This is a genomic window from Streptomyces phytophilus (genome assembly GCF_013870535.1).
Classification (GTDB): Bacteria; Actinomycetota; Actinomycetes; order Streptomycetales; family Streptomycetaceae; genus Streptomyces; species Streptomyces phytophilus.
In genome coordinates this window covers 22,124-28,322 of the sequence record NZ_JACBXC010000010.1, presented here as the reverse complement: position 1 = coordinate 28,322, position 6,199 = coordinate 22,124, and the positions used below count along the sequence as shown (strand labels likewise).

14 protein-coding genes are annotated in these 6,199 nt (G+C 71.8%); 12 read left to right on the top strand and 2 right to left on the bottom strand.

Features of this window, described 5'->3' with window-relative positions; genetic code table 11:
- Both H5J30_RS01960 and H5J30_RS01955 read right to left on the bottom strand, forming a co-directional pair.
- On the bottom strand, positions 1-434 hold a 434-nt coding region (locus H5J30_RS01960; RefSeq protein ID WP_181785394.1), incomplete at its 3' end, for a hypothetical protein.
- A 126-nt stretch (positions 435-560) separates the two neighbouring features.
- The gene (locus H5J30_RS01955) at positions 561-986 is read right to left on the bottom strand and encodes a hypothetical protein (RefSeq protein ID WP_181785393.1); all 426 of its coding nucleotides are present in this window, start codon (positions 984-986) and stop codon (positions 561-563) included.
- Between the two features lie 138 nt (positions 987-1,124).
- Here H5J30_RS01955 and H5J30_RS01950 point away from each other — a divergent pair, with 138 nt between their 5' ends.
- The 12 genes from H5J30_RS01950 (at position 1,125) to H5J30_RS01895 (ending at position 6,197) form a co-directional block, all read left to right on the top strand.
- Positions 1,125-1,382, top strand: a complete 258-nt coding sequence (locus tag H5J30_RS01950) for a helix-turn-helix domain-containing protein (protein ID WP_258563019.1) — start codon at positions 1,125-1,127, stop codon at positions 1,380-1,382.
- Positions 1,379-1,735, top strand: a complete 357-nt coding sequence (locus H5J30_RS01945) for a helix-turn-helix domain-containing protein (RefSeq protein ID WP_181785391.1) — start codon at positions 1,379-1,381, stop codon at positions 1,733-1,735. The genes H5J30_RS01950 and H5J30_RS01945 overlap by 4 nt, the downstream gene beginning before the upstream one ends.
- 130 nt (positions 1,736-1,865) lie before the next feature.
- Positions 1,866-2,261 carry a hypothetical protein gene (locus H5J30_RS01940; RefSeq protein ID WP_181785390.1) on the top strand — a complete coding sequence of 132 codons (396 nt, stop codon included), beginning with the start codon at positions 1,866-1,868 and terminating at the stop codon, positions 2,259-2,261.
- Positions 2,258-3,181, top strand: coding sequence for a hypothetical protein (locus H5J30_RS01935; protein ID WP_181785389.1), 924 nt, complete (start codon positions 2,258-2,260; stop codon positions 3,179-3,181). Before H5J30_RS01940 ends, H5J30_RS01935 begins: the two co-directional genes overlap by 4 nt.
- Positions 3,178-3,510, top strand: coding sequence for a hypothetical protein (locus H5J30_RS01930; RefSeq protein WP_181785388.1), 333 nt, complete (start codon positions 3,178-3,180; stop codon positions 3,508-3,510). Before H5J30_RS01935 ends, H5J30_RS01930 begins: the two co-directional genes overlap by 4 nt.
- The gene (locus tag H5J30_RS01925) at positions 3,507-3,731 is read left to right on the top strand and encodes a hypothetical protein (RefSeq protein WP_181785387.1); all 225 of its coding nucleotides are present in this window, start codon (positions 3,507-3,509) and stop codon (positions 3,729-3,731) included. Before H5J30_RS01930 ends, H5J30_RS01925 begins: the two co-directional genes overlap by 4 nt.
- Complete coding sequence (locus H5J30_RS01920; protein ID WP_181785386.1) at positions 3,728-4,060, top strand: helix-turn-helix domain-containing protein; 333 nt, start codon at positions 3,728-3,730, stop codon at positions 4,058-4,060. Before H5J30_RS01925 ends, H5J30_RS01920 begins: the two co-directional genes overlap by 4 nt.
- Entirely contained in the window at positions 4,057-4,218 is a 162-nt protein-coding gene (locus H5J30_RS01915; protein ID WP_181785385.1) for a hypothetical protein, read from the top strand. Before H5J30_RS01920 ends, H5J30_RS01915 begins: the two co-directional genes overlap by 4 nt.
- A 2-nt stretch (positions 4,219-4,220) precedes the next feature.
- A complete protein-coding gene (locus H5J30_RS01910) occupies positions 4,221-4,622 on the top strand; it encodes a DUF6205 family protein (RefSeq protein WP_181785384.1) in 402 nt (133 codons plus the stop codon).
- Positions 4,619-4,912, top strand: coding sequence for a hypothetical protein (locus H5J30_RS01905; RefSeq protein ID WP_181785383.1), 294 nt, complete (start codon positions 4,619-4,621; stop codon positions 4,910-4,912). The genes H5J30_RS01910 and H5J30_RS01905 overlap by 4 nt, the downstream gene beginning before the upstream one ends.
- On the top strand, positions 4,912-5,181 hold the full coding sequence (locus H5J30_RS01900; protein ID WP_181785382.1) for a hypothetical protein: 270 nt from the start codon (positions 4,912-4,914) through the stop codon (positions 5,179-5,181). The genes H5J30_RS01905 and H5J30_RS01900 overlap by 1 nt, the downstream gene beginning before the upstream one ends.
- Complete coding sequence (locus tag H5J30_RS01895; RefSeq protein ID WP_181785381.1) at positions 5,178-6,197, top strand: YqaJ viral recombinase family nuclease; 1,020 nt, start codon at positions 5,178-5,180, stop codon at positions 6,195-6,197. Before H5J30_RS01900 ends, H5J30_RS01895 begins: the two co-directional genes overlap by 4 nt.
- The last annotated feature ends 2 nt before the right edge of the window (positions 6,198-6,199 follow it).

Sequence of the window (6,199 nt, the reverse complement as noted above, 5' to 3'; positions counted from 1 at the left end):
GCGCCGGGGAGGACGTACACGGCGGTGGCGACGGCTGCGGCGGTGGCGAGGGTCCCGGCTGCTGCCCATGGGTGTGCGCGGGTGGGTGCCCAGAGGTGTGTGCGGAGCCAGGCGCCGGCGCCGAGCAGTAACGCGATGGGGATGGCGAGGGGCGGAGGCAGGGCGCGGAAACGTTTCCGCCGTTCCTCCGGACTCGGCTCGCCGTCGTCGCCGTCGTCGAGGGCGGCGATCTCCCGTTCGTACTCGTTGCGGACGATCCTGGCGCGCAGCTCGCCTACTGCGTGGATACGTTCGTCGCGCTCGTTCTGGAGTTGGCGTTGTGTGTCGATGATGCGTCTGCGCATGACCCACAGTCCTGCGTAGGCGCCGATGGTCAGTACGGCGATGGCCCCCAGGATCGCCGCGGCAAGGAGTTCGTACACGTGCTCCCCCATGACGCATGGTGCGGCGTGTGCTCGTGGTACTACACCCCGTGGTTGGGGTAGATGAGCAAATATGCACCCGGGGGAGGGAATTGGCCACCCTCCAGCAACTGCTTAATTTGTGCTTAACAACTACCTCTAGGCGCGTCGGCGCTCGTCAGGGGCGCGTCGGCGCGCGCGCCCGCCCCGCTCCCGTCGCTCCAACTCCTGGCGGAGAAACTCCTCCTGCTGCTCCGGGGTCAGCTGCTCCAACGCGGCGTCCAGGATGCGGCGTGTGGGGTCGTTGTCCGGGAGCGTGTGGCCGCCGCGGCCGGCGGTGCGCTCGCGCACGGGGGTTGGTTCGCCGCCGGCGAGGATGCGGTCGATTGAGCCGCGTTCCCAGCGGAGGGCGTCTTCGAGTCCGCGTTTGGTGATGTCGCCGGGTGCGTTGTCGCCGCGGCGCAGGGCGCGGATGGTCTCCGCGGAGATGCTGGCGGCGTCGGCGACCTGCCGCCAGGTCATGCGGAGGTCGAGGCGGCGGGCGTCCATGTGTGTGTCGAGCCGGTGGGGCGGCGGCGCAGGCATGGTCTATTCCTCTCCGTCAAACGCAGATTAACGCAGATCCCCGCAGGTGGCGAGGATGTCAGGGCCGATCTGCGCCATCCTGTAGCTCTCTACCGCAGATCTGTTGCCTTCTGCGTTGATCTGCGTTAGCTTCTGTGTATGGCAACAGACGAGCCCACCCCACCGCCGGTCAGGCAGAGGCGAGTGGAGCGCGGGTGGAGCCAGCCTGTGCTGGCGAAACGGTGCCGCGCGGCGGGAGTCAAGGTGCATCACTCCCAGATCTCCAAGATCGAAAGAGGGCTGCACGTCCCGCGGCCCGCGCTCCGCCGAGTCCTCTGCGAACTGCTCGACATGCGGAGCGCCGACTTCGACCCGCCGGCCGAGACGGCGGTAGCCCGCGAGGAGGTCGCCCCGTGACCGCGGCGGCCGACGACACCGGGCTGCAGGCCCAGCTCGTGGCGCTGGCTCAGGTCGTGACGGGTCTGCTCGCCGAGGTTGGCGAGCTGCGCGAGGACCGGCCGCGGCGCCGCCTCTACGACTACGACGAGGCAGCCGCCGAGCTGCGTGTGCATCCGAAGTGGCTGAAGAACCGCATCAAGACGCTGCCGCACACCAAGTCCGGGCGGCTCGTGTTCTTCACCGATGACGACCTTGACCGGATCCTCGCGCTCCTGCATGTGGAGCCGGAGTCCGTGCCTGTGGTCCGTGTGGCTGGCGGCTCGGGGCCGCCGCCGAAGCTCACCCCGCTGCGGGGCCGGAAGACCGGCTGAGCAGCAAAGCGGGGCCGTCCCGGATGTGCGTCCGGGGGTCGGCCCCTACGGCTCCACCTCACTCAACAGCAGAAAGCGAGGCTCACCGATGAGTTCTCAGAGTACAGCGCACAACCCCGCCGAACCTCCGATGGCCGATCTCGTCGACGCCTTCGCCGCGCTGTCGGCCATGGTCGCGGCGTTCCCCGCCCTGCCGTCCGCGTACGTGACGGTGCACAACTACCTGCCGGTCACGGTGGATCTGCAGATGCGCACGACGGCGGACTTCGAGCAGTGGCGTACGGCCCTGAAGATCCCCACCGGGGCGGTGGAACTGCACGACTACGCGGGCTCGCAGTGGCTCGCCGCGCCGGGCGCGTTCTGCGGTGTGTCCGTGCGTCTGTCCGGTCACGGCATCGAGGTGGACACGACGGTGCCGAGGGAGGCCGTGGCTGGTGTGGTGCCGTTGGGGCAGGCGTTCTTCGACGCCGCGGGCCGGGACGCTGCGGCGGGTGCCGCTGAGGCTGCTGGGTCGGTGGCGCCGTGACTGGCAACGGGTTGCAGGCGCACGCGCGGTCGCTGTTGTGGCAGGCGTGGGCGGAGAGTGCGGAGGAGATCGCGTCGGCTGCGGTTGAGGTGTTGGCCGGGCGCGGGATGTTGGTGGAGGAGGGTGGCGCCGCCGAGCTGGAGAAGCTGCGCGCGCGGGTCGCCGAGTTGGAGACGTTCGCCCACGGCTGCGACGCCGAGGGCTGCGTGCTCCCGCACTCGTCGTGGTGCGAGCGGGCGAAGAAGACGGCGGCGGAGAACGACGGGTGCACGTGCGGTGAGCCCTGGCAGGGGCACCCGCAGACGCACGCCGGGCACTGCTGGTTGCTGAGCCCGCCGCGTGACGAGGTTGAGCGGCTGCGACGCGCTCACGCCGAGGACGGCGCTCAACTCGCGAAGATGCGCGCCACCAACACCCGCCTGCGCGGCAAGGTCGCCGAGCATGTGACGGCGAACCTCGAAGCGGCGAACCGGGCGCAGGTGGAGATCGACCGCCTGCGCGCCGAGACCGCGGCGGACCACCGGACGTGGCAGTTCGACCTCGGGAAGCTCCGCAAAGCACTCGCCGAGGTCGAGCGCCTGCGGGCGCAGCGCCGGTTCCTGGTGGAGCAGGTCCGCCGGAAGGACGCCGCGTCGGGTGAGGGCAACCGCGCCCTCGCGGAGTTCCTCGCCGGGTACGACGACGACACCGCCGCGAGCGACGCGCAGTCGGACAGCGACGCCACGCAGACGGGCCACGAGTACGGGGTGCGGTACGGCGACGACATCGAGCACGTCGACCACCGCCGCGACCGGGACGACGCCGAGCAGGCGCTGACCCGCTGGCAGGACATGCGGAGTGACGCGGTGCTGGTGCAGCGCACGGTCCGGTACGGGCCGTGGCGCCCCGTCGAGGGCACGGACGGGGGCGAGGGCCGATGATGCCGCGCCGTCGTACGCCGAAGCCCACGCCCGTCGAGCACCAGCGCACCGCCGACACCCCGCGCCTGCCGGAGGACTTCTTCCAGCCCGGCGTCGACTACCACCTCAACCGCGACTACGAAGCGAGCGTCCTCACGCACTTCCGCTGCGAGGCAGTCGAGTGGGACCCCAACACCAAAGGCTGGATCGCGTCCGGCCAGTGGGCGCCGGGCGTCCTGGAGCCTCGGGTACCGCACAGGCTCAACGCCGACGAGTGGGGCCGCGGCTGGGTGGCCGTACGCCGCCTTGTTCCGCCGACTCCTGCGGACATCGCTAAGGGGCTGTCGTGAACGGCCCGCGGCGCACGATCGCCGCTCTCGACACGCCGACCCCGGTCCTGGTGACCGAGCTGCGGGCCCGCCGGCTGCGGCAGGACCCGTTGGAGTCGCTGCGTGCGTCGCTGCCGCTGGATGACCCGGACCGGCATGCGCTGGACCTGGTCGACTCCTGGTTCGCGGCCGACGCTGCGGCGCACCCGGGGCACGGCGCGCAGGGGGGTGACGGGCGGTGAGGCAGAAGCGCGCAGCCGAGAACGTCTCCCGCAACATCCGTCGCCTGCGGCTCGCCCGCGGCTGGCGGCAGGAGGACGCCGGGCAGCGTCTCGGCGCCGTCCTCGGCGAGACCTGGTCGGCGGCGGTGTGGTCCGCAGCGGAGCAGGTGGGCAAGCCCCGTCAGAAGCCGTGGACTGCTGTCGAACTGGTCGCGATGGCCGCGCTGTTCGGCGTAACGGTGGGCGACCTCCTTACCGCACCGGCGTGCCGGATGTGCTCTGGCGCTCCGCCCGCGGGCTTCACCTGCAACGCCTGTGGGGCGCGCGCGGTCGGCGGTGAGGGCCGGTGACTGCCGCTCTCGTGATCACCGTGTGGTTCTTCGCGCCGTTGCTCGGCGCCGCGTTCCTCATCGCCGCCTGCCGCGCCGTGGACACCCGCCGTGGCCGTCCCGCCGCGCGCGGCCACGCCTGCCAACCCCACGACCACCAGCCCGAGAAGGGGGCCTGACCATGGGTTACTACACCCGCGTAACCGGCGAGATCGCCATCACGCCGCCCCTGGCGTGGCGGGAGATCGGCGGGAGCGACTACGACCCGTACCGCCCCGACACGCCGTACAGCGAAGTCAAGCTGCGCACCGAGACCGAGACCGTCACCACCGACGAGGGACGGCTTGAGCGCGAGTGGGCGCCCGCCCTGGTCCCGGCGTGGGACGACTCGTTCAAGGCGTACCACCTGCTTGAGCACGTGCAGGCCGTGATCGATGCCTTCCCCGGCCACACCTTCACCGGCCGGTTCGACTGCGAGGGCGAGGAGACCACCGACGTGTGGCGTCTCGTCGTCCGCGACGGCCGCGCGGTGAAGGTCACGCCGCGCATCGTCTGGCCCGACGACGAGGGCGGCACCCCATGACCATCGTCGCCGCGACCATCGCGTTCACCCTCGGCGTCCTCGCCCTGTCCTCTGTCGCCTTCGGCTGGTGGCTCGGACGTACCCCGCCGTCGGCCGGGCGGCACCGCGCGCAGCGGACCGCACCCCGGCCACCCGCCCCGGTGTGGGCCGACACCACGCCGGAGCCCCGCGCCACGTGGACGGACACACGGCCGGTCGACGACTCCGAGACCACCCAGTCCATCCCCATGGCGCCGCTCCTCTCCGACAACACCATGCCGCTGCACACCGTCACCCGGGGGGTCCGCTGATGCCCGGAAGAACCCCACGCAGCCCGCACCGGAGTTTCACCCGGCACGCCGACGTCGCCCGCCGACTCCGCCGCACACCCGGCGAATGGCAGCACGTCAGCACCCACCGATCCCGCGCTGTCGCGCACACCATGGCGCGCCGTATCGCCACCGGCGAACGGCTGCCCGCCTACCTGCCCGCCGGCGCGTTCGAGGCGCGGACGGTGCCGCACGACGACGGCGGGACCGCCGTGGAGGCGCGGTTCATCGGGGAGGTGGCCGCGCGATGACGACCACCGCACCCGCCGGCCGCCGCGTCACCCCCACCGGCCGCCTCATCCTCACCGCCGACGCCGATCGCGACCAGTGGCTCGCCGCCCGACGCGACGGCATCGGCTCCTCCGACGTCCCCGCCATCCTCGGCGTCGCCGACCTCTCCAGCCCTCTCAAGGTCTGGCACGACAAACGTGGCGACGACGTAGACGACGCCGGAGACGCAGCCCACTGGGGCAACGTCCTCGAAGAGCCCGTGGCCCGCGAGTGGGCCCGCCGCAACCGCTCCGTCATCGAACCGATCGGCCTCACCGCCCGCGACGGCGCCCAGTGGATGCGCTGCACCCTCGACCGGCACGTCATCGAATGCCCACTGCCCGAGACCCGCCGCGAAATCTGCGCCCTGGAGGTCAAGACCCGATCGGCGTTCAAGTCCGCGCAGTGGCACGCCGGCTGCCCCGACGACGTACTCGCACAGATCCTCTGGCAACTCGCCGTCACCGGCTACGGCCACATGCACTACGCCGTCCTCATCGGCGGCAACGACTACCGGCAAGGCGTCGTACGCGCCGCCGCGTACGAGGAACTGACCTCCGACATCATCGCCGCCGCGGAACGGTTCTGGACCGGCCACGTCCTCCCGAGCGTACCGCCCACCGACCACGGCACCGCGGACGCCGCCGAGCGCCTGTACCGCAAGCTCCACCCCACCCGCGACGGCATCGCCGAAGCCGACCAGCACGACGTCATCGCCGCGGTGGACGCCTACGAGACCGCGCGGCTCGCCGAGTCGGACGCGAAGCGCGTCAAGAAGGACGCCCGCGCGGAGATGCTCCGGCTCCTCGGCCGGGCCCGCGCCGCCGCTGTCGGCGGCGAGGTCGCGTACTCGCTGGAGCCCACCGCCGGCCGCCCCGCGGTCGACCTGGCGCTCCTCGCCGAGCGCTGGCCCGACGCCTACGAAGCCACCGTCACCTGCACGCCGGGCGAGCGACTCGCCATCGGCCGCGCCTTCAAGCACAGCAAGGAGTCCTGACC

Excerpts from the sequence above, each read along its gene's own strand:
- H5J30_RS01905 (WP_181785383.1), top strand. The coding sequence starts at position 4,619 with ATGACCATCGTCGCCGCGACCATCGCGTTCACCCTCGGCGTCCTCGCC.
- H5J30_RS01910 (WP_181785384.1), top strand. The coding sequence starts at position 4,221 with ATGGGTTACTACACCCGCGTAACCGGCGAGATCGCCATCACGCCGCCC.
- H5J30_RS01940 (WP_181785390.1), top strand. The coding sequence starts at position 1,866 with ATGGCCGATCTCGTCGACGCCTTCGCCGCGCTGTCGGCCATGGTCGCG.
- H5J30_RS01930 (WP_181785388.1), top strand. The coding sequence starts at position 3,178 with ATGATGCCGCGCCGTCGTACGCCGAAGCCCACGCCCGTCGAGCACCAG.
- H5J30_RS01955 (WP_181785393.1), bottom strand. The coding sequence starts at position 986 with ATGCCTGCGCCGCCGCCCCACCGGCTCGACACACACATGGACGCCCGC.
- H5J30_RS01950 (WP_258563019.1), top strand. The coding sequence starts at position 1,125 with ATGGCAACAGACGAGCCCACCCCACCGCCGGTCAGGCAGAGGCGAGTG.
- H5J30_RS01895 (WP_181785381.1), top strand. The coding sequence starts at position 5,178 with ATGACGACCACCGCACCCGCCGGCCGCCGCGTCACCCCCACCGGCCGC.
- H5J30_RS01900 (WP_181785382.1), top strand. The coding sequence starts at position 4,912 with ATGCCCGGAAGAACCCCACGCAGCCCGCACCGGAGTTTCACCCGGCAC.